General features: G+C 71.5%; 14 protein-coding genes. 10 read left to right on the forward strand and 4 right to left on the reverse strand.

Going from position 1 to position 20235, the window contains the following annotated elements:
* From ACFWGJ_RS04900 to ACFWGJ_RS04910, 3 genes are all read right to left on the reverse strand, one after another.
* On the reverse strand, positions 1–2055 hold a 2055-nt coding region (locus tag ACFWGJ_RS04900; RefSeq protein ID WP_387321063.1), incomplete at its 3' end, for a M4 family metallopeptidase.
* 348 nt (positions 2056–2403) lie between these two features.
* Positions 2404–3441, reverse strand: a complete 1038-nt coding sequence (locus tag ACFWGJ_RS04905) for an alpha/beta hydrolase fold domain-containing protein (RefSeq protein ID WP_387321065.1) — start codon at positions 3439–3441, stop codon at positions 2404–2406.
* 55 nt (positions 3442–3496) lie between these two features.
* Positions 3497–3814 carry a putative quinol monooxygenase gene (locus ACFWGJ_RS04910; RefSeq protein ID WP_387321067.1) on the reverse strand — a complete coding sequence of 106 codons (318 nt, stop codon included), beginning with the start codon at positions 3812–3814 and terminating at the stop codon, positions 3497–3499.
* 181 nt (positions 3815–3995) lie between these two features.
* Between ACFWGJ_RS04910 and ACFWGJ_RS04915 the strand changes: the two genes are divergently transcribed.
* From ACFWGJ_RS04915 to solA, 6 genes are all read left to right on the forward strand, one after another.
* Entirely contained in the window at positions 3996–4913 is a 918-nt protein-coding gene (locus ACFWGJ_RS04915; RefSeq protein ID WP_387321069.1) for an AraC family transcriptional regulator N-terminal domain-containing protein, read from the forward strand.
* A 572-nt stretch (positions 4914–5485) separates the two neighbouring features.
* Positions 5486–5869 carry a hypothetical protein gene (locus ACFWGJ_RS04920; RefSeq protein WP_387321071.1) on the forward strand — a complete coding sequence of 128 codons (384 nt, stop codon included), beginning with the start codon at positions 5486–5488 and terminating at the stop codon, positions 5867–5869.
* 212 nt (positions 5870–6081) lie between these two features.
* Positions 6082–7419: a Rieske 2Fe-2S domain-containing protein gene (locus ACFWGJ_RS04925; protein ID WP_387321073.1), complete on the forward strand. Its 1338-nt coding sequence runs from the start codon at positions 6082–6084 to the stop codon at positions 7417–7419.
* A complete protein-coding gene (locus tag ACFWGJ_RS04930; RefSeq protein ID WP_387321075.1) occupies positions 7406–8965 on the forward strand; it encodes a glutamine synthetase family protein in 1560 nt (519 codons plus the stop codon). Before ACFWGJ_RS04925 ends, ACFWGJ_RS04930 begins: the two co-directional genes overlap by 14 nt.
* A gap of 85 nt (positions 8966–9050) precedes the next feature.
* Positions 9051–10520, forward strand: coding sequence for an aldehyde dehydrogenase family protein (locus ACFWGJ_RS04935; RefSeq protein WP_387321077.1), 1470 nt, complete (start codon positions 9051–9053; stop codon positions 10518–10520).
* On the forward strand, positions 10517–13366 hold the full coding sequence (solA, locus tag ACFWGJ_RS04940) for an N-methyl-L-tryptophan oxidase (RefSeq protein WP_387321079.1): 2850 nt from the start codon (positions 10517–10519) through the stop codon (positions 13364–13366). The genes ACFWGJ_RS04935 and solA overlap by 4 nt, the downstream gene beginning before the upstream one ends.
* Positions 13367–13458: 92 nt before the next feature.
* On the opposite strand, the gene ACFWGJ_RS04945 is transcribed toward solA, so the two are convergent.
* Positions 13459–14223: a GntR family transcriptional regulator gene (locus ACFWGJ_RS04945; RefSeq protein WP_387321081.1), complete on the reverse strand. Its 765-nt coding sequence runs from the start codon at positions 14221–14223 to the stop codon at positions 13459–13461.
* Positions 14224–14357: 134 nt separating this feature from the next.
* On the opposite strand from ACFWGJ_RS04945, the gene ACFWGJ_RS04950 reads away from it, so the two are divergent.
* The 4 genes from ACFWGJ_RS04950 to ACFWGJ_RS04965 all read left to right on the forward strand — a co-directional run bounded on the left by ACFWGJ_RS04950 (position 14358) and on the right by ACFWGJ_RS04965 (position 20231).
* The gene (locus ACFWGJ_RS04950; protein WP_387321083.1) at positions 14358–16337 is read left to right on the forward strand and encodes a primary-amine oxidase; all 1980 of its coding nucleotides are present in this window, start codon (positions 14358–14360) and stop codon (positions 16335–16337) included.
* A 234-nt stretch (positions 16338–16571) separates the two neighbouring features.
* A complete protein-coding gene (locus ACFWGJ_RS04955; RefSeq protein ID WP_387321085.1) occupies positions 16572–18239 on the forward strand; it encodes an ABC transporter substrate-binding protein in 1668 nt (555 codons plus the stop codon).
* On the forward strand, positions 18232–19149 hold the full coding sequence (locus ACFWGJ_RS04960; RefSeq protein WP_387321087.1) for an ABC transporter permease: 918 nt from the start codon (positions 18232–18234) through the stop codon (positions 19147–19149). The genes ACFWGJ_RS04955 and ACFWGJ_RS04960 overlap by 8 nt, the downstream gene beginning before the upstream one ends.
* Positions 19146–20231: an ABC transporter permease gene (locus ACFWGJ_RS04965; RefSeq protein WP_387321088.1), complete on the forward strand. Its 1086-nt coding sequence runs from the start codon at positions 19146–19148 to the stop codon at positions 20229–20231. The genes ACFWGJ_RS04960 and ACFWGJ_RS04965 overlap by 4 nt, the downstream gene beginning before the upstream one ends.
* Positions 20232–20235: the final 4 nt, after the last annotated feature.

Here is a 20235-nt window from a genome sequence, read left to right on the forward strand (position 1 = left end):
GACGTACACCTCGGTGGTCGCCGAGGCGTTGCCCGAGCGGCCGGTGATGGTGATGGGCGACTCGACGGCGGCACCGTTGTCGGGGATGTCGACCCGGGTGGAGCTGCCGTAGATGTTCGCCACGCGCCACTCGAAGGTGTCGGAGGCGGTCGAGCCCGTGCCGTCGGTGACCGTCACGGTCACCTCGCTGGTGCCGGTAGTGGTCGGCACGCCGGTGATCAGTCCGCCGTCGCTCGCGGTCAGCCCGTCGGGCAGGCCGGTGACCTCATAGGTCAGCGGCGAGTCCGAGTTGGTGGTGTAGGCCTCGATCTGCAGGGACACGTCCTGGCCGACGCCGGAGAGCTGGTCGCCGATCGGGGAGAGATTGGTCCCGAGCGCGATACGGTCGCCGACGTTGATGCCCGCCCAGGCGGCGGCGACGGCGAGGTAGGTGTCGCTGTAGGCCCCGAAGAGATCGGTCGCGGCCTGCAGCGTCGCGGTCCTGGCGGCCGCGTAGTTGGTCGTCGAGGTCATGTACGTCGACAGCGCGCGGTACCAGATGTCGGCCGCGTTCTCGATGCCGATGCCCGCCACCGGCACGCCGTCGACGGTCGGGCTGTCGTAGTCGACGCCGTTGACGGTCTTCGCGCCGCTGCCCTCGGACAGCAGGTAGAAGAAGTGGTTCGCGGGACCGGAGGAGTAGTGGACGTCGATGCTGCCCAGCGAGGCGTCCCAGTAGTCGCGGGAGCGGCTGTCCTTGGAGGGCTTGTCCATGTAGCGCAGCGGCGTGCCGTTGCCGTTGATGTCGATCTTCTCGCCGACCAGGTAGTCGGGGACGTCAGCCTCCAGACCGGCGTTGAACTCGACGGCCGCGGCGAAGATGTCCGAGGTCGCCTCGTTGAGGCCGCCCGACTCACCCGAGTACACCAGGCCCGCGGTCGCCGCGGTGACGCCGTGGCTCATCTCGTGGGCCGCCACGTCGAGCGACGTCAGCGGCGCCGCGTTGCCCGCGCCGTCCCCGTACGTCATGCAGAAGCAGGAGTCCTGCCAGAAGGCGTTGACATAGTTGCTGCCGTAGTGGGCGCGGCTGTAGGCGGCCACACCGTCGTTGCGGATGCCGTTGCGGTTGTGGACGTCCTTGTAGTAGTCCCAGGTCGCCGCCGCGCCGAAGGCGACGTCCACGCCGGCGGTCTGCCGGTTGCCCGGAGTGCCGTCACCCCAGACATCGTTGTCATCCGAGAAGAGGGTGCCCGTGCCGGACGTCCCCTGGTTCAGGTCGTACGTACGCTGCCCGGCGCGGTCGCCGTCGACGAGCTGGTACGTGGAACCGGAGAGCGTGCTGCCGACGGTCACGTCGCCGTTGTACTGGCCGTGGCCCGCTCCGGTGTGCACGCCCTCGTACTCGGCGGCGACCTTCCCGGTGCGCGCGTCGGTGACGACGTGCAGTTCGCTGGGCGTGCCGTCGTCCTGGACCCCTTCGACGACGGATTCCCAGGCCAGGACCGGCTTGGCGGACCCGGCGGCCCACACCACGAGCCGGGGCTTGCCCTCGATCGCGGACTTCTCCACGTCGGCCGCCTTGCCGACGGCCAGTGCCTTGTCGGCGGCGCCGGTCGCGGAGATCTTCGGCGTGGTCGTCGGCACCGTGATGGTGGCGCGGGTCGCCTTGGACGTGGTGGTGCGGCCCTTCTTCACATGCAGCACCAGGTCGCCGCCGAGGACCGGAAGCCCCGCGTACGTGCGCTCGTACCGGGTGTGGGTCGTGCCGTCGGCGTCCTTGACGACATCCTTGACGACGAGCTTCTCGCGGGAGCCGAGGCCGAGTTGCTTCGCCGTGTCACCGGACTCGGCGGTCGCGCTCTTGAGCAGCGCGGTACGCGCGGCGGGTGACAGGGCGGGCTGGGCGGCCCCGGCGCGCGGTGTGGCGACGATCTTCGAGGGGCCGGAGCCGGGGTCGGCGGGTGCGGCCGACACGGGTGCGCCCTGGACGCCGAGGACGAGCAGCGAGCTCGCGGTGGTGAGGGCGAGGGCTGCGGCGCGTCTGCGCCGGTGGGCAAAGCGATGGGGCCCGGACAATGTCTTCTCCTCCTGCGACGGCCGGCGTCTGGTGGACGCCGGCGGTGATGCGGTCCGGCGGGGTACGGCCGGTCCGAAAGGGGGGTGGAGCGGGAAGAAGCGCAGCACGAGGTGCACACGAAGGCGCCGGAGAACTCGGCGGCGCGTGAGACGTGGGGGTACGGGGGATGTATGAGTGGGGGGTGTGATGCTGTGAACGAAGGGTGAACGTTCGACAGCAGAGTGACATCCGATGCACAGGTTGTCATGGATGTGACAAGACAACGGCTTGAATTGACCATTGCTTGCTGGGAGTTCCTCACCCGCGGCACATGTTTTCGGCCGTGGTCGATCGGGGGTCGTCGACGGCTATGCCGGGCGGCTGTGTTGCGAGTTCCCGCCCAGCTGCCGGGCGAGCCATTCGGTACGGGTCCGGCGGGCCGTGACCGAGATGGGTGCCTGTGGGCAGAGAGCGTCGAATCCGTGGAATCCGCCCGCCCAGACATGGAGTTCGGCCTGGCCGCCGGCGGCCCAGATGCGGGTGGCGTAGTCGGTGTCCTCGTCGCGGAAGACCTCGGCCGAACCGGTGTCGACGTAGGCGGTCGGCAGGCCCGAGAGGTCGTCGGCCAGGGCGGGGGAGACGTACGGCGACACCGCCTCTTCGCCGTCGGGCTCCTCGCCGTCGGGATCCCGGCGATCCCGGACACTCCAAGGGGCGTCGAGGTGGCCGAGGACGGCACACCAGCCGAACTCGTTCATCTCGCGGGTCCAGACGCCGGGCCCGTCCGCGAACTGGTGGCTGGAGACGCTGGTGTTGCGATGGTCGAGCATGGGGCAGATCAGTATCTGCGCGGTGATCGCCGGGCCGGCGAGGTCGCGGGCCAGCAGCGCGACCCCGGCCGCGAGGCCGCCGCCCGCGCTGGCGCCGGCGACGATGATCCGCTCGGGGTCGATGCCGAGTTCCCCGGCGTGCTCGGTGATCCAGAGCAGACCCTGGTAGCAGTCCTCGACCAGGGTCGTACCGGTGGCCTCCGGGGCGAGCCGGTAGTCCACGGAGACCACGACCGCCCCGAACGCGTCCAGCCACTCCAGCGGGATGTCGAGCTGCGAGAAGCGGTCGCCCATGACCATGCCGCCGCCATGCATCCAGTAGACGCAGGGCGAGGCGGTGCCTGGATCGTTGGTCGAGGGGCTGAAGACCGACAGGGGGATCGCGGTGCCGTCCTTGGCGGGCGCGGTGATCTCGCGTCGGTCGACCTCCCGATCGCCGAGGAGCAAGTCGACCGGCTCAGAGGGGAGTTGGCGGAGCTGGGCGAGAACATCCGGGGTGAGTTGCGGGATCAGCGGCATGTCGGCCAGCAGGGCGCGCAGTTCGGGGTCCAGGTCGGGACGGGCCGTGGTGGTCATGGTTGTTGCCTTTCGGTGGGGGATCGGCTGATGGGCGGTGACGGGCGGGACGGGGTCAGAAGGCGGCCTTCCCGCGGACCGGGACGTAGTCGGTGTACGCGGACTCCTGGGCCAGCAGCCCGTCGATCCGCGCCACGATGGCCTGTGCGGCCGCACCGGCGAAGATCCGGTGATGGTCCTCCTCGCTGCTCCATCCCTCGGTGACCTGGACGACATCGGGGTCGGACGCGGAACGGCAGACGAGGTAGACGAGGCAGTGCTCGCTCGCGCCGGGACTGCCCTCGTCGAGGCCGGTCAGCAACAGGTCGACCAGCCGGTCTCCCATGCCGGGCTTGGCGGTGAGCACGGCGTTGAACCCGTAAGTGACGATCATTGAACGTTTCCTCTCGGTCCTGTCGGGCTTCTCGTTCTTCTCGGTCACTGGAGCGCGATGTGCTGCGGTGAATCCATTGAACCGAGTTGACCTGCGGAAACGTTAGAACGATGCTCGTCGCCACGTGCACGATCCTCGCGGTGACCGGAGCGAGGAGGTCGAATGGTGCTGCAATGGACCCATGTGCTTCGAAGAGCTGCGGACCCTGCTGGCGCGGCACGCCCGGCCCGACTGGACCACCGCTGTCGACGGCGTCCTGATCTCGAAGGTCGACCGGCCGGACCCGCCGGCGCCCTCCATGTCGGGCACGGTGCTCGCCGTCATCGCCCAGGGCGCCAAGCGCCTCGCGCTGGGCGACCGGGTCTACGAGTACGGCGCCGGGCAGTATCTGGTCGCGTCCGTCGACCTGCCCGTCACCGGACAGTTCCTCCGGGTCGAACCCGGGCAGCCGGCCCTCGGCTTCGGGCTCGTCCTGGAACCGTCCGCCGTCGCCGAACTGCTGTTGCGGGCCGGCCCCGGTGGCAACCCCCGCCCGGACGCGGGGACGCCGTCGGCGATGGCCGTCAGCGACGCCTCGCCCGCACTGCTCGACGCCGTGGTCCGGATGGTGCGCCTGCTCGGCGAGCCCCGCGACCGCGCCGTACTGGCCCCGCTCGTCAAACGCGAGATCCTGTGGCGCGTGATCACCGGCGAGCAGGGCGCGACGGTCCGCCAACTCGGTCTGGCGGACAGCCGGTTGAGCCATGTCTCCCGGGCCGTCGGCTGGATCCGCGAGCACTACGCGGAACCCTTCCGGGTCGAGGACGTGGCACGGATGTCGGGCATGAGCGTCTCCGCCTTCTACCGCAACTTCCAGGCGGTGACGGCGATGAGTCCCATCCAGTTCCAGAAGCAGATCCGGCTGCAGGAGGCCCGGCTGCTGCTCGCCACCCACCCGGGCGAGGTCACCGGAGTCGGCCGGCGCGTCGGCTACGACAGTCCGTCACAGTTCAGCCGCGAGTACCGCCGTCAGTTCGGCGCGCCCCCGAGCCAGGACGCGGCCCGCCTGCGCGACGCCGTACGCACTCCGGCCGGCGCTCCTGTGGGCGCCCTTCCCTGAGCGGGTCGTGCACGACACGACCGGGCAGCCGCGCTTCCCCGCGGGCCCGCACGCCGTCCGGCTCGCCCGGGCGAGGTGACCGACCGGCGGGCCGGGTGACGCCTCGCCGCCGGCCCCGCACGGCAACTCGGTGCCTCCGCAACGGCCCGGCGCGGCCGACAGCTGTTACCGCCGAGAAACAGGAGCCGGTCGGGTACGAAACATGTATCGCTCAGGTTTGTCCGTGTCTGCGAGGGCGTCGTCCCTCGCGAGTGACATCAGGAGGACCGTGAGTACGCCATCCCCTTCGTTCCTTCTCCGGTGCCGCAGCGAACCTCCCCGTGGGAGGGGCGCCCGGGCCGGGGCCCGCGCTCCTCTCCATGGACCGGAGTCCGCCGAGGCCCTCGCGGGGGTGGACCGGTCCGCCCGGTGTGCACCCCATGCATGAGGTGCTGTGGGCGACAGGGCTGGTGGGAGGGGTGTTGTGCCTCGCCGGACATCTGCCGTCACCCGCGCGGCAATGGCTGCCGCACGCGGTCGCGTTGGTCTGTATGGCGGCGATGACTCCCGGGGCCGGAGGCCGGGGACCGTGGATGGCGGGTGCCGGCGCGCTCGTGGGTGCCGCCCTGTGGGCGATGCGGGCGGGGTGTGCGTTCCGCAGGGCCGCCGAGTCGGTGAATCTGGCCGCGATGGCGCTGCTGACGGCAGGCGCCGCGGTTGTAGGACAAAGTCACCACGGTGAGGGAGGCGCCGCCGGCCTCGCGTCGGCGGACTTCACCCCGGCCGAACTCGCTGCGGCGCCCGTACTGTTCTCCGTCGCGTGCTGGAGCGTTGCGCGGGCGGGCGTGGTGCTCGTCCGGCAGGCCTGGCCGCCCCGGACCACCGCGCTGCGGCCGGGCAGGCGTGCGCTGCTGCTGGGTGAGGCGGGCGGTGCGCTCATGGTCACCACGATGGCCGTCATGCTGGGCCTGCCCTGACGCCGGCGCCGCCGCGATGGTGACGTACGGGCTCAAGTCGGCTGTGTACGAACGGAGTTGAGGGTCCGGGCGCCCGGTCGAAGGAGACCGCTGCGTGGCTCTCGAAAATCTGACCCTGTCGCTTTGGATCTCGATGTGTAAGCATTGGATCCAATCAATAAGCAATCGGATGCACGAGGTGAGCGATGCTGAGACGCGAGGACAACGAGCGCGTGACGCGCACTGGTCCGGGCACGCCCCTCGGGCAGCTCATGCGCGCCTACTGGCAGCCGGTCGCCCTCGTCTCGGAGATGTCCGGCGAGCGGCCGGTCAAGGCGATCCGCATCATGAGCGAGGACCTGGTCCTCTTCCGCCGGGACGACGACGCGGCAGGCGCGGAGGAGGCGGCCGGGACCGGCGGGTGGGGGCTCGTCGGACGGTACTGCGCCCACCGGGGCGTCGACCTCTCCTTCGGACGCCGGGAGGGCCGCGGCCTGCGGTGCCTCTACCACGGCTGGCTGTACGGGCCGGACGGCCGCTGCCTTGAGCAGCCGGCGGAGCCGGAGCACAGCAACTTCGCCGCCAAGGTGCGCATCCCGAGCTACCCCTGCGTGGAGCGCAACGGCATCGTCTTCGCCTACCTCGGCACCGGCGACCCGCCGCCCTTCCCGGCGTACGACTGCTTCCGCGCCCCCGAGGAGTACACCTTCGCCTTCAAGGGCTGGTGGGAGTGCAACTGGCTGCAGGGGGTGGAAGGCGGGATCGACCCGAGCCATGTGTCCTTCCTGCACCGCTTCGTGGGCGAGGACCCGCGCGAGGTGTACGGGCAGCAGTTCAGCGAGGAGGTGGAGGGCACCGGGCAGAAGCTCTCCGAACTCGTCGGAGCCAGCTTCCGGCCCGACATCGAGGTGGAGAGCGCCGAGCACGGCCTGCGCGTCTTCGCGCTGCGCGACCTCACCGAGGACGTCCGGCACGTACGGATCACCAACCTGGTGTTCCCCAACGCCTTCGTGGTGCCCTTCGGCAACGGCAAGGCCTTCTGCCAGTGGCACGTCCCGATCGACGACGAGAACCACTACTGGTTCATGATCCTCTACGACTTCGAAGAGGTCACCGACAAGGACACACTGCTGGCCCAGCGCCTCGCGGAGGTCTCACTCCCCGACTACCGGCCACTGCGCAACCGTACGAACGACTGGGGCTTCGACCCCGCGGAGCAGCGGGAACTCACGTACACCGGCATGGGTCTCGACATCAACGTCCATGACCAGTGGGCCGTGGAGAGCATGGGTCCCGTCCAGGACCGGACCGTCGAGCGGCTCGGTGTGTCCGACCGGGCCGTGACCGCCAACCGCAGACTCCTGCTCAAGGCGATCACCTCGTTCGAGAGCGGCCATCCGGTGCCCGGTCTGCCGCTCGACGCGCGAGAGGCCGAGGAGCTGACCGGACCTCTGGCCATCGACACCGTCACGCCCGCGGACGGCTGGGAAGAGGCGTGGCGGCTGCGGGAGTCGGAGCGGCGCGCGAGATCCCCGTGGGCGGGGCGGGAGGTGCCGCGTGCGCAGCGCTGACGAGCGGCCGAGGGCGCAGGGCGGCGACGGACCCGGCGCCCGCCCGCTGATCTCCGCCGGAGCGGGCGGATTCGTCGAGCGGCACGGCCTGTGGGACGAGCGGCAGTACGTGGCCGCCGGACACGTACGCCGGGTGATCGACGAACTCGGCCTGGACAAGGTGCGGTTCTCCTTCGCCGACCAGCACGGCGTGCTGCGGGGCAAGACACTGACCCGGGAAGCGGTGCCGGGCGCACTGCGTTCGGGCGTCACCGCGCCGTCCTCCCTGCTGCTGAAGGACACCTCCGGCCGGACGGTCTTCCCCGTCTTCTCAGGTGGCGAGGGCTTGGCGGGCGGGCGCTTCACCGGGGCCGGCGACATCGTGCTGGTGCCGGACATGACGACGTTCCGGGTACTGCCGTGGGCCGAGCGCACCGGGTGGATCCTGTGCGACCTCTACCACCCCGACGGGACCCCGGCGGCGTTCTGCTCGCGCGGACTGCTGCGCGACAGACTGGCCGCGCTGGCGGACACGGGGTACGACCTCACGGTCGGTGTGGAGCTGGAGTTCCATGTGTACCGGCCCGTGTCCCGCCCCTCAGGCGGCGGGGCCGCGGCGGTGGGGGTGGGACGGCCCGGCGAGCCCGGCCCGGCGCCGGAGGTCGAGCCGCTGAGCGGCGGCTCGCAACTGCTGCACGAGGAGGGACTGGACCGGCTCGACGATCTCGTGGACCTGCTGTACCAGGGGCTCACGGGACTCGATCTGCCGTTGCGTTCACTGGAGTTGGAGTTCGGGCCCAGCCAGCTGGAACTGACTCTCGACGCGCGGGGCGCGGCGCTCGCGGCGGACGACGCGCTGCTGGCCCGTGCGGCGGTGCGGCAGATCTGCCGCAGGAACGGCTTCCACGCGACGTTCATGGCGCGGCCCGCCGTGGCGGGGACCGCTTCCAGCGGCTGGCATCTGCACCAGTCGCTGCGGTCCAGGGCGACCGGTGAGGCCGCCTTCGATCCGGCGCCCGGCCCGCGGCCGGCGGAGCCATGGACCGGGGAGGCGCTGTCCCCGGTGGGCCGCCACTACCTCGCCGGACTGCTGGCGCACGCGCCCGCCGCCACCGTCTTCACCACGCCGACCGTCAACGGCTACAAGCGGTACCTGCCGATGTCCCTGGCCCCCGACCGGGTGGTGTGGGGCATCGACAACAAGGGCGCCATGGTGCGGGTCGTCGGCGCCCAGGGCGGGGGAGGCGCCCGGCTGGAGAACAGATCAGGCGAGCCGGCCGCGAACCCGTATCTCTACATCGTCTCGCAGGTCGTCAGCGGGATGGACGGGATGGCCCGGCGGCTCGACCCGGGCCCGCCGACCGCCGATCCCTACGATCCCGCGGCCCGCGGTCTGCCCGCCTCGCTCGCCCAGGCGCTGGACGCGCTCGACGCGGACCCGGTGTTCGCCGAGGCGCTCGGTGAGGACGTCGTCTCCTGGCTCACCACGATCAAACGCGCGGAGTTCGCGCGCTATCTGGCGCACGTCTCGGACTGGGAGCAGCGCGAATACCTCGACCTCGTCTGAGCCGCATGCGCCCGCCGCCCGCCGCCCGCCGCCTCCGCACCGCACTCCGGCCCTCCGTGGCCGACCGACCTTCACGGAAGACGCCATGACCACGATCAAGGCCCGACCTGCCTTCACCGCCCGGCCCGCGCCGCTGGAACCCTTCCTCGTCGACGGACGGTGGACCGCTCCCGGCGACCGCCGGACGTTCCCCGTCGTCGACCCCGCCTCGGAGACCGTGCTGAGCCGGGTCGCCCAGGCCACCCCGCAGGACGTCGACGACGCCGTGGCCGCGGCCTCCCGGGCGCACGAGGACGGCCGCTGGCGCGCCCTGCCCGTCGCCGAGCGGAGCCGCATACTGCACCGGATCGCCGAACTGATCGAGGAGCACGCCGAGGAACTGGCGGTGCTGGAGACCCTCGACAACGGCAAACCGATCGAACGCTCGCGCGCCGACACCGCGATGAGCGCCAGGACGTTCCGGCACTTCGCGGGCGCCCCGGCCCGGCTGGCGGGCACGGTCGTGCCCCTCGACCAGGGCCACCACGTCTACACGGTGCCCGAACCCGTCGGGGTGGCCGCGCTGATCCTGCCGTGGAACTTCCCCATCATGACCGGCTGTTTCAAGCTGGCCCCGGCCCTCGCCGCGGGCTGCACCGTCGTGGTCAAGCCCGCCGAGCAGACCCCGCTGACCATGCTCCGCGTGGCCGCCCTGTGCGAGGAGGCGGGCCTGCCGGCGGGCGTGCTCAACGTCCTCACCGGCGACGGCGAGGTGGGTGCCGCGCTCACCGCACACCCGGGGGTCGCCAAGGTGTCCTTCACCGGCTCCACCGAGGTCGGGAAACTCGTGATGGGCGCCGCCGCACCCACCGTCAAGCGCCTCACCCTCGAACTGGGCGGCAAGAGCCCCCACATCGTCTTCGCCGACGCCGACCTGGACGCCGCCGTCGTCACCGCGATGCGGGCCGCCTTCGGACACTCCGGCCAGATGTGCACGGCCGGCAGCAGGCTGCTCGTCCAGCGTTCCGTCCTGGCGGAGATGGAGGAGCGCCTGGCCGACGCGGTGCGCAAGGTCCCCGTCGGCAACGGCCTCGACGGCGGGATCACCGTCGGCCCGCTCGTCTCGGAGGAACAGCGCACCCAGGTCCTGTCCTACGTCGAGGCCGGTGTCGCCGACGGCGCGAAACTGGTGACGGGCGGTCAAGTACCGGACCGGCCCGGCTACTTCGTCGAACCGGCGCTGTTCACGAACGTCACCAACAGCATGCGGATCGCCCGCGAGGAGATCTTCGGTCCCGTGGTGGGAGTGATCCCCTTCGAGGACGACGACGAGGCCGTCGCCATCGGCAACGACACCTCCTACGGGCTCGCCGCCGGTGTGTGGACCAGGGACCTGTCCCGCGCCCACCGCATGGCCTCGCGCCTGCGTGCCGGAACGGTCTGGATCAACACCTACAACATCTTCGACCCGGCGCTGCCCTTCGGGGGAGTCGGCGATTCGGGCCTGGGCCGGGACCTGGGCGACGACGCCCTGTACTCCTACTGCGAGCGCAAGGCGGTGGTCGTCGCACTATGAGCACCGACACGACTCCCGGCACCGGTACCCGCACGACAGCGGTCACCGTCCCCCCTCCGGCGTCCGGCGGGACCGCACTCGACGTCGCGGCACTGCGCGCCGCCACCCCCGGTATGCGCCACGCCCACCACATGAACGCGGCCGGCTCGGCGCTGCCCAGCGCCGCGACCCTGGCCGCCGTCACCGACCATCTGCGCCTGGAGTCGCTGCTCGGCGGTTACGAGGCGGCCGAGGCGCTGGCCGACCGCACGGAGGCGGTGTACGACTCGGCGGCCCGGCTGATCGGTGCGGCCCCCGAGGACATTGCCCTGGTGGACAGCGCGTCCACCGCCTGGCAGCGGGCGCTGGCGGCCCTCCGGCTGGGACCGGGCGACCGGGTCCTGGCCTCGCCGTCCACCTATGTCAGCTCCGCACTGCACCTGCTGGAGATGCGGGACTCGCACGGCATCGTGCTGGAGGTCCTGCCCGCCGACGCGAGCGGGCAGGTCGACCTAGGCGCGCTGGAGACGGCCCTGCGTCAGCCGGCCGCGCTCGTGACCGTCGCCCATGTCCCCACGTCCTCCGGGCTGGTGGAGCCGGTCGCCGCCGTCGGCGCGCTGGCCGCCCGCGCGGGGGTGCCGCTGCTGCTGGACGCGACGCAGTCACTCGGCCAACTCCCGGTCGACGTCCAGGAGATGCGCTGCGGCATCGTCGTGGCCACCGGCCGCAAGTTCCTGCGCGGACCGCGCGGCACGGGTCTGCTGTACGTGGACCGGGAGCTACGGGAGCGAGCACGGCCCGCCGCTCCGGACGTACGGGGGGCCCAGTGGTCGTCGGCCTACGGGTACGAGGTGGTGCCGGGGGCGCGGCGGTACGAGACCTGGGAGTCCTCCCACGCCCTGCGACTGGGCCTGGGCACGGCCCTGGACGAGGCGCTCGGCCTCGGCGTCGCCCGCATCCGTGACCATGTGACGGTGCTGGCGGAACGGTTGCGGGCCGGGCTGTCGGACGTACCGGGCATCCGGCGGACCGACCCGTCGGCGGCGGCCTCGGGCATCGTGACGTTCCTGCGTGAGGACGAGGATCCCCGCCGGACCGTACGGGACCTGCGGGCCACCGGTTTCAGACTGACGACCGTGCCCGCCTCCCACGGCCAGTGGGACCTGGGCAGGCGCGGTCTGGAACGGGTCGCACGAGCCTCCCTGCACGTCTACAACAGCGAGGACGACGTGGACGCGCTGGTGGCTGCGCTGACCGCACGGGAACGGCGACGCGGGGGCGCCGGGACGGCTGCCTGTGGCTCGGCACGCGCCGGAGCCGCGGGGGCCACGGCACGCGCCGGAGCCACGGAAGCCACGGCACGCGCCGGTGCCACGGAAGCCACGGCACGCGCCGGTGCCACGGAAGCCACCGATGTCACCGACGCGCCGACGACGGCCGTCGGGCCTGCGCCCGCATCGGCGGCAGCCGTCGAGCCCGCGCACGCATCGGCCGCAGCTGTCGAGTCCGCGCACGCATCGGCCGCAGCTGTCGAGTCTGCGCCCGCATCGGCGGCAGCCGAGCCTGTGGGCGGTTCGGCGGCTGACGTCGAGTCTGCGGGTGGCTCGGCGGCTGGCGTCGAGTCTGCGCCCGCATCGACCGCAGCCGTCGAGCTCGCGCCCGCATCGGCGGCAGCCGAGCCCGCGGCCGGTCCGGCGGGCGTCGACCGGCCCGGCCCCGCCCGGCCGGCGGCCACCGTCCGCGACCGAGCCGACGTCATCGTCATCGGGGCCGGCATCCACGGCTCGTCCGCCGCCTGGCAGTTGGCTGCACGCGGAGCGAGCGTGATCCACCTCGACCGGTTCCCCGCGGGACACACCGAGGGCTCCTCGCACGGCCGGACGCGGATGATCCGGCGGGCGTACCCAGCCGAGGTCTGGGACGGCCTGGTCGACACCGCCTACCGGGCCTGGGACGAACTCGAACTCGCCGCCGGGCAGCGGCTGGTGACCACCACGGGCGGCCTGTACGCCAGGGCTGTCGACGCCCCCGGCACCCTGCGCGGCCCCGGCTGCGAGAACGTCGACCACACCCGCGCCGCCGAACTCTTCCCCGGCCTGCGGCTGTGCGAGGGCTTCGCCGCGGTGCACGACCCGGCCGCCGGTGTCATCGACGCCCAGGCCTCGCTCACCGCACTTGCGGCACTCGGCCGCGCGCACGGCGTGGACCGGCGTGACGGCCGCACCGTCCTCGGCTGGCACCGGGACGGCGAGGGCGTACGCGTCGACACCGAGCAGGGCGTCCTGCACGCGGACCGGCTGGTCGTCTGCGCGGGCCCCTGGACCGGCGAACTGCTCCCCGCTTTCGCCCAGCCGCTGAGCGTGGTGCGGATCGTGAACCTGCACCTCGGCTCCTCACGACGCCACCTGCTGGAGCCGCCGCTGCTGGGCGCGTTCTCCGTCGACGTACCAGATGTCGGGCTGCTGTACGGCATCCCGGCCTTCGGCGGAGCCGGTGTCAAGATCGGCCTGGACCACGGCCCGCCGGAGGACCCCTCGGTGCCCGCCGGACCGGTCACCGAGGCCGAGCGGGACCGGCTCCTCGGACTGGCCTCGCGGTTCCTGCCGGCGGCGGACGGACCGGTGGAGGAGACGATCACCTGCCGTTACACCATGGCACCGAACAACCGCTTCGCCGTCGGCCGACTGCCGGGCGAGGAGCGGGTGTTCGTGGCGGCGGCCTGCTCCGGACACGGCTTCAAGTTCGGGCCCGCGCTGGGCGCCGCGCTCGCGGATCTGGCGGAGGGCAAGGAGCGGCCTGACCTGGATTTCCTGTCCCCGGCCGCGATGGGCATCACCGACCGCCCCGGACCGGGAGCCGCGCCATGACCCCCGGCACCCGCGCGGCCCACCGATCAGCAACGGCTGACCGAGCAAGGACTGACCGAGCAACGGCCGACCGAGCAGCGGTCGCTGAGCGCTCAGCCGCGGAAGACCGTGGCCGACCGCTGCTCGTACCAGCGCGCCAACTGCTCGCCCGCGCTGATCACATGGGCCTTCATCTCACTGCGCGCCCGCTCCGCGTCCTCGGCGGCGAGCGCCTCCACGATCCGCTCGTGTTCGCGGAGGTTGTCCTCGCGATGACGGGGGTTGTCCTGGAGGACGAGGGCGGAGACGTTACGGGGGAACGCCTCGTTGACGTCCTTGATGGCCCGGGCGAGACGCCTGTTGCCGGCGACGGTGTGGATCAGTGTGTGGAAGCAGTCGTTCGCGGAGGTGGAGGGCGAGGAGTTCGGCGCGGGCGTGGCGCCCGTGGAGGGCGGGGGCGGGGAGCCCTCACCCGCCGCCCGACCGCCGCTCACGGCACGCACCGTCTCATTGGCCGCGCGCAGTTCCCGCAGCACCTCCGGGGTGACCGCGCGGACCGCCCGGACGCAGGCGAGCCCTTCGAGTTCGGCGCGGATCTCATAGGCCTCGCGGACCTCCCAGGGCGCGGGGACACGGACCACGGCACCACGGTTGGGCAGCACCTCGATGAGCCCGCCCGCCTGCAGCTGACGCAGCGCCTCCCGTACGGGAGTACGGCTCACGCCCAGCAGCTCGGCGAGTTCGACCTGGCGCAGCTGCGCCCCGATGGGGATCTCGCCGGAGAGGATCCGCGCGCGGATCGCGGCCGCGGTGTCGTCGACGAGCGCCTTGCCCTTGCCTGCGGGCGGGTCCGCGTCGGGGAGCGGGGCGGTGTCCATGGGGTCTCCGTCTGGTCGGGAGGGCGAAGGCAACGGCGCGGGCCGGCGGTGACCGTCCCTCACAGCTTTATGTATCCATTCTAAAGGTCGCAGGATCCACGTCCTGCGATCCGTGCAGATGAGCGGAGCACACCATGCACAACCCACCCGGAAATGCCGGCGGCCACGGAAGCACCGCCGGCCCCGGAAGCGTCAGTACCCGTGTCCATGCCCGGCGTGCGCGGACCCATCCCCTCGACCCTCTGTCTCCCGCGGAGATCGACGCGGCCGTCGCTGTGGCGCGCGCCGACGGCAGGCTCGGTGAGCGGACCAGGTTCTGGGGCGCGGTCCTGGACGAGACCTTCGCCCGCGAGGTGCTGACCGGCCGGCAGCCCGCGAGCGAGGTGCGGGTGGGCCTGGTGGCGATGGACCACGATCTGCCCGGCGCCTGGGAGATCGACGTGCAGCTCGGCGCGGAGCCGCGCTGTCTGGAGTGGCGGCCGGTGGACATCCGGCGGCCCGGCATCACCTCGACGGAGGCGCGCGCGGCGGCCCAGGCCTGCCGGGCGAACCCGCTGTTCCGCGAGGCGCTGGCCAAGCGGGGCATCCACGACGTGTCGCTGACGGTGATCGACGCGGAGTCCATCGGCGGCTTCGTGCCGGAGAAGTACAAGGACCGCCGGATCACCTGGGGTTCGGTCTGGCACCGCGTCCAGGAGGACGACAACGCCTATGTGCGCCCCGTGCAGGGCGTCATCCCGATCATCGACATGGCGACCATGGAGGTGCTGGAGGTCGAGGACCACGGCGTCGTGCCGGTCTCCGGGGAACCGGGGCCGCTGGCGTCCGGCGGATTCGGCCCGGACCGCGCGGGGCTGAAGCCGCTGGAGGTGGTGCAGCCCGAGGGGCCCAGCTTCACCGTCGAGGGACACCGGGTCAGCTGGCAGGGCTGGGAGTTCCGCGTCGGCTTCACCCATCGCGAGGGCCTGGTCCTGTACGACCTCGGCTTCCTGGGCCGCTCGGTCCTCAAGCGGGCCGCCTGCAACGAGATGTACGTGCCCTACCTCGACCCGAGCAGCACGCAGTTCCGCAAGAACTTCTTCGACTGGGGCGAGTACGGCGCCGGCCCGCTGACCAACTCGCTCGCGCTGGGCTGCGACTGCCTGGGTGTCATCCACTACTTCGACGCGGCCTACCTCGGGGGCAACGGAGCCGCCGAGGAGATCGAGCAGGCGATCTGCATGCACGAGGAGGACGACGGCATCCTCTGGAAGCACAACGACCTGCGCCGCGGGGTGAGCGAGGTGCGCCGTTCCCGGCGGCTGATCATCTCCAGTTTCCAGACGGTGGCCAACTACGACTACGGCTTCTACTGGTCGCTCTACCAGGACGGCCGGATCGAGCTGGAGATCAAGCTGACCGGCATGCTGTCGGCCTCCGGCATCGAGGAGGGTGAGGAGGTGCGGCACGGCCGGGTGGTCTCGCCCAACGTCCAGACGCCCACGCACCAGCATTACTTCGGGCTGCGTCTGGACGCCGCGGTGGACGGCCCGCTCAACCGTCTGGTGGAGGAGAACGCCCAGGCGGAGGACGACCCGCGGCACGACCCGTACGGCAACGCGGTCCGTATGGTCCGCACCCCGCTGCTGTCGGAGTCGCAGGCCGCCCGCCGGACCAACCCGGCGACGTCCCGGCACTGGCGGGTGGAGAGCGCGGAGAGGCAGAACCGCTACGGGGACCCGACCGCGTACCGGCTGCTGCTGCCGAACACCACCCGGCCCTTCGCGCGGCCCGAGTCGGTGATGGCCCGCCGGGCGCCCTTCGTGCACCAGCATCTGTGGGCGACGGTCTCCGACCCGGCCGAGAGCTACGTCGGCGGGCAGTACCCGAACCAGGCGGAGCCCGGCGAGGACGGCGTACAGGTGTGGCAGCGCAAGGACCGTTCGCTGGACGGGGCCGAGCTGGTGCTGTGGCCGGTCGTGGGCAGCCATCACTTCCCCCGGCCCGAGCAGTGGCCCGTCATGCCGGTCGACCGGGTGCGGCTGGTCTTCGAACCCGACGGTTTCTTCGACCGCAACCCGGCCATGGACATCCCCGACCCGTCGGCCGGCGCAGACCACTGCTGCGGGACCTGACAGCAGGTCAGGGAACACCCTGTCTTGGAACCTGCCTATCAAGAGATATAGGCAGATAACACCCAAGATCCCGGTTTCATGTGCTCGTAACACACGGGACACGGCGCGGACTCGCGAGCCGGACACGATGATTTTGGATCCAATCGGTACGAGATTAGATCCATTCCCCCAGAGTTTTCAGAGTCTCAACAGTCTTCGGATTTCTCAGAGGAACGGCGCCCCAAGGAGGCCCTCATGCCGGATCAGTCGCAGGGAACGCCCGCACCCCGCCCGGCCGAACCGCAGGTCGCCCGCCGGACCGTGCTGCGCGGCGCCAGTGTCCTCGGGGTCGGAGTGGGCTTCGGGCTGACCCCGCTGCTCGCCGCCTGCGGGGTGGCCGACGACGGGTCCGGGGAGTCCGGCGGCGGATCCGGCAAGGGCGGCACCCTCACCCTCGCGATCGACTCCACCAGCGCGGTCAACGACCCCGCCTTCTACACGACGCTGGGCGACTGGATGGCGGTGGACTGCGTCTGCCGCGGTCTCACCTTCATCTCCTTCGAGTCCAACGAACCCACGCCGGACCTGGCCAAGAGCTGGAAGATCTCCGACGACCGGCTCACGTACACCTTCACCCTCCGGGACGGCGTGAAGTTCCACGACGGTACGACGCTGTCCTCGGCCGATGTCCTGGCCACCCTGAACCGGCAGTTCGACCCCGAGAACAAGACCCTGCCGAAGGGTGCGTCCAGACCGCTCGCCTCCCTCGGCAACAACGTGGCCTCACTGACCGCCGAGGACGACCTCACGGTCAAGCTGGTGCTCAAGGCGCCCGACCGGACCGTCCTCGCCCAGCTCTCCGACATCGGCGGCCGCATCATCTCCAAGGCCGCCCTCGACAAGTACGGGGACGCCATAGGCAAGCATCTCGTCGGCACCGGGCCCTTCAAGTTCGCCTCGGCCACCTCCGGTCAGTCCATCACCCTTGAGGCGTTCGACGACTTCCGGCTCGGCCGGCCGCCGATCGACCGTCTGGTGCTGCGCCAGGTGCAGGACCCCTCGGCGATCGTCAGCTCCCTGCTCAGCGGGGACGTGTCCGCGACCCAGTTCACGCCCTACTCGGCCGTCGCGCAGCTGAAGTCGGACCCGTCGGTCACCGTCCACGACACCAAGGAGGGCTTCGACGCGATCCTGATGATCGACGCCCGGCGGATCCCCGAGCTGAAGGTGCGCAAGGCCATCAACCTGGCCATCGACCGCAAGGCGATCGTCCAGCAGGCCTTCTTCGGCGTCGCCAGCGAGCCCGACGGCTACGCGGTCCCGCCCGCCCAGGACGGTTACGACGCCGGCCTCGCCGACCTCAGCACCAAGAACCTCACTCAGGCGAAGAAACTCCTCAAGGAGGCCGGAGCGGTCGGCCGCGAACTGGGGCTGATGGCGGCCAGCGACTCCTGGCACCCCAAGGCCGCGCAGATCGTCAAGCAGAACCTGGAGGACGCCGGCTTCAAGGTGAGGACCACCTCCGTCGACCCCGCCTCGTACTTCAGCCGCCTCAGCGACGGCAAGGACGACCACCACGACCTGATGATCTGGGAACGCAACTCCTACGTCCCCGACCCGAACAACATGGTCGGCGCCATGGCCAACCCCGCCGGTCTCTACGGCAGCACCATCACCGGCCTGGACACGCTGGACGGCGTCGACACGCTGGCCGAGGACCTGCTGACGGCCAAGAACCTCCCCGTCGGCAAGAAGCGCACCGCCGCCTACTCGAAGATCCAGCGGCGCTGGGCGGAGGAGTACATGGTGATCGCCATGCTGGCCTGCTCCACCAACCTGGTCGTCAGCGGAGCCAAGGTGAAGGGCATCAACACCGCGGCCCTCGGAAACCACCGCTGCTTCATGGAGAAAGCCAGTGTCTGACCACGCGGGGGCCCACGCGGGGGCCGTCACGGGCCCGGGCGGCGGCACCACGGCGGCCCCCGCCGGTCCGGGCCGGCTGGCGAGGCTGCGGCAGCGCGGGATCGGCACCTCCTGGCCCGCGCTGGTGTCCTGGGTGTTCCTGGTCGCCATCGTCCTCGTCGCGCTCGTCGGGCCGCTGCTGATCTCCGCCGACCCGGTCCGGCAGACCTCTTCGGCGATGCTGCCCTTCGGCTCGCCCGGCCATCTCCTCGGCACGGACGACCTGGGCCGGGACGAACTGGCCCGGCTGGTGCACGGGGCGAGGCCGCTGCTGTTCGTGGCGTTCGCGTCCACGGCGCTGGCCGCCGTGCTCGGCACCGGCATCGGCCTGCTCGCCGGATACGCGGGCGGCGTCGTCGAACAGGTGCTGATGCGCGCCGTCGACCTGGCCCTGGCGTTCCCGTCGATCCTCCTGGTCATCCTGCTGGTCGCCGCGGCCGGACCGGGCACCACCAGCCTCGTCATCGGCGTCGGCGTGTCCCTCGCGCCCGGTCTTGCACGGCTGGCCCGGGCCCTCGCGGCCAGGGAGACGGCCCGGGACTACGTCGTCGCCGCCCGCCTGGGAGGCACCCGCACCCCGCGCATCCTGGCGCAGGAGATCCTGCCCAACATCGCCGGGCCGCTGGTGGCCCAGGTCGTCATGACCCTGTCGGTCGCGGCGGGCTTCGCCGCCGGCCTGTCCTACCTCGGCCTCGGCATCCAGCCGCCCACCCCCGACTGGGGCTACATGGTCCAGGCCGGACAGGAATTCCTGTACTCCGCGCCCCGCCTGGTGGTGCTGCCGGCGGCCCTGACCCTGCTGTTCGTCGTGGCCTGCAACTTCGTGGGCGACGACCTGCGGGACGCGCTCGACCCGAAGGGCTCCGCATGAGCACCGTCCCGCTGCCGCGCCTGCGGCGCCCCGCCCGGCCCCGGTCCGAGCGCGCCGACACCCTTCGGGCCATGGCCCGCAGGCTCCTGGGCATCCCGGTCGTCCTGTTCGCCCTGGCGACCCTGGTGTTCATCGCGATGCGCCTGCTGCCCGGCTCGCCCACCGCCTCCCTCGCGGGCGGCGGAACCAACCTCACGGCCGCCGAGATCGCGCAGAACGAGGCCAGGGCCAGCGAGGCGCTCGGCCTCGACCAGCCGCTGCTCACCCAGTACGGCACCTACCTCGACAACCTGGTGCACCTGCGCTTCGGCGAGTCGTTCTTCGGCTCCAACAGCGTTCTGAGCCTGCTCGGCGACGCCCTGCCCGGCACCATCGAACTGACCCTCGCCGCGATGACCGTGGCCGTGCTCCTGGGCGTGGTCACCGGCGTGATCGCCGCGCTGCGCAAGGGCACCTGGATCGACACCACGACCAGGACCGTGGCGACCGTCAGCTTCTCCCTGCCGTGGTTCGCGCTCGGCGTGATCGCCATCGTCGTCTTCGGCGTGTGGCTGCGCTGGCTGCCCGTGCTGGGACGGCTGCCCAGTTCGCTCGACTACCGGCCCACGACCAACTTCGTGGTCCTCGACGCGATCCTGCAGAACCGCTTCGAGCTGATCGGCCCCTGGATCCAGCACCTGATCCTGCCCGCAACCACCCTGGCGCTGTCCATGGCCGGCTACATCACCCGCATCGTGCGCGCCTCCGTCCTGGACGTCCTCGGCGACGATTTCGTCCGGACCGCCCGGATGAAGGGGCTCGCCGAGTCCGCGGTGATCCGCCGCCATGTCCTGCGCAACTCATGGCTGCCCATCGTCACGGTCCTCGGCCTGCAGTTCGGGTCCCTGCTCGGCGGGTCCGTGATCACCGAGACCGTCTTCTCCTACGGCGGGGTGGGCCGGCTGCTGGTCCAGGGCGTGCTCCAGCGCGACTACCCCGTCGTCCAGGGAGCCGCGCTCGCCATCGCCCTGCTCTTCGTCCTCGTCAACTACGCGGTGGACGTGCTCTACATGATCCTCGATCCACGTATACGGAAAGGCTGAGCCG

The organism is Streptomyces sp. NPDC060205 (genome assembly GCF_042728395.1).
Lineage (GTDB): Bacteria > Actinomycetota > Actinomycetes > Streptomycetales > Streptomycetaceae > Streptomyces.

Coding starts and splice junctions, on each gene's coding strand:
- ACFWGJ_RS04905 (WP_387321065.1), bottom strand. CDS start 3,441: ATGACCACCACGGCCCGTCCCGACCTGGACCCCGAACTGCGCGCCCTG.
- ACFWGJ_RS04910 (WP_387321067.1), bottom strand. CDS start 3,814: ATGATCGTCACTTACGGGTTCAACGCCGTGCTCACCGCCAAGCCCGGC.
- ACFWGJ_RS04915 (WP_387321069.1), top strand. CDS start 3,996: ATGTGCTTCGAAGAGCTGCGGACCCTGCTGGCGCGGCACGCCCGGCCC.
- ACFWGJ_RS04920 (WP_387321071.1), top strand. CDS start 5,486: ATGGCGGGTGCCGGCGCGCTCGTGGGTGCCGCCCTGTGGGCGATGCGG.
- ACFWGJ_RS04935 (WP_387321077.1), top strand. CDS start 9,051: ATGACCACGATCAAGGCCCGACCTGCCTTCACCGCCCGGCCCGCGCCG.
- solA (WP_387321079.1), top strand. CDS start 10,517: ATGAGCACCGACACGACTCCCGGCACCGGTACCCGCACGACAGCGGTC.
- ACFWGJ_RS04945 (WP_387321081.1), bottom strand. CDS start 14,223: ATGGACACCGCCCCGCTCCCCGACGCGGACCCGCCCGCAGGCAAGGGC.
- ACFWGJ_RS04950 (WP_387321083.1), top strand. CDS start 14,358: ATGCACAACCCACCCGGAAATGCCGGCGGCCACGGAAGCACCGCCGGC.
- ACFWGJ_RS04955 (WP_387321085.1), top strand. CDS start 16,572: ATGCCGGATCAGTCGCAGGGAACGCCCGCACCCCGCCCGGCCGAACCG.
- ACFWGJ_RS04965 (WP_387321088.1), top strand. CDS start 19,146: ATGAGCACCGTCCCGCTGCCGCGCCTGCGGCGCCCCGCCCGGCCCCGG.